Source organism: Lutibaculum baratangense AMV1 (assembly GCF_000496075.1).
Classification (GTDB): Bacteria; Pseudomonadota; Alphaproteobacteria; order Rhizobiales; family Tepidamorphaceae; genus Lutibaculum; species Lutibaculum baratangense.
This window is the reverse complement of the sequence record NZ_AWXZ01000033.1, coordinates 1-1177: the sequence shown is the minus strand read 5'-3', so window position 1 is coordinate 1177 and position 1177 is coordinate 1. Positions and strand designations below refer to the sequence as shown.

Annotated in this window: 1 protein-coding gene; it reads left to right on the top strand. The window is 66.4% G+C overall.

Annotated features, from left to right (window positions below):
* The first annotated feature begins 1 nt into the window (after position 1).
* On the top strand, positions 2–1177 hold the full coding sequence (tuf, locus tag N177_RS11885; RefSeq protein ID WP_023432581.1) for an elongation factor Tu: 1176 nt from the start codon (positions 2–4) through the stop codon (positions 1175–1177).

The window sequence follows — 1177 nt, the reverse complement described above, 5'->3', positions numbered from 1 at the left end:
TATGGCCAAAGCGAAGTTTGAGCGGACGAAGCCGCACTGCAACATCGGGACGATTGGTCACGTCGACCACGGCAAGACGACGCTGACGGCGGCGATCACGAAGTTTTTCGGCGAGTTCCGTGCGTATGACCAGATCGACGCGGCGCCGGAGGAGAAGGCGCGCGGCATCACGATCTCGACGGCGCACGTCGAGTACGAGACGGAAGCGCGCCATTACGCGCATGTCGACTGCCCCGGCCATGCCGACTACGTGAAGAACATGATCACGGGCGCGGCGCAGATGGATGGCGCGATCCTCGTGGTTTCGGCGGCCGACGGCCCGATGCCGCAGACGCGCGAGCACATCCTGCTGGCGCGCCAGGTCGGCGTTCCCGCGCTCGTCGTCTACATGAACAAGTGCGACCAGGTCGACGACGAGGAGCTTCTCGAGCTCGTCGAGATGGAGATCCGCGAGCTCCTGTCGTCCTACGAGTTCCCGGGCGACGACATTCCGATCACGAAGGGCTCGGCTCTGGCCGCTCTGGAGGACAGCGACAAGACGCTGGGCGAGGATTCGATCCGCGCGCTGATGGCGTCGGTCGACGAGTACATCCCGACGCCGGAGCGTCCGATCGACCAGGCGTTCCTGATGCCGATCGAGGACGTGTTCTCGATCTCGGGCCGCGGCACGGTGGTGACGGGGCGCGTGGAGCGCGGCATCGTGAAGGTGGGCGAGGAGGTCGAGATCGTCGGCATCCGCGACACGAAGAAGACGACGGTGACGGGCGTCGAGATGTTCCGCAAGCTGCTCGACCAGGGGCAGGCCGGCGACAATATCGGCGCGCTGCTGCGCGGCGTCGGCCGCGAGGACGTCGAGCGCGGTCAGGTCCTGTGCAAGCCGGGCTCGGTGACGCCGCACACGAAGTTCAAGGCCGAGGCCTACATCCTGACGAAGGAGGAGGGCGGCCGCCACACGCCGTTCTTCACGAACTACCGTCCGCAGTTCTACTTCCGCACGACCGACGTGACGGGCGTCGTGGAGCTGCCGGAGGGCACGGAGATGGTGATGCCGGGCGACAACGTGGCGATCACCGTGTCGCTGATCGTGCCGATCGCCATGGAGGACGGCCTGCGCTTCGCGATCCGCGAAGGCGGCCGCACCGTCGGCGCCGGCGTCGTCGCCGAAATCATCGAGTAA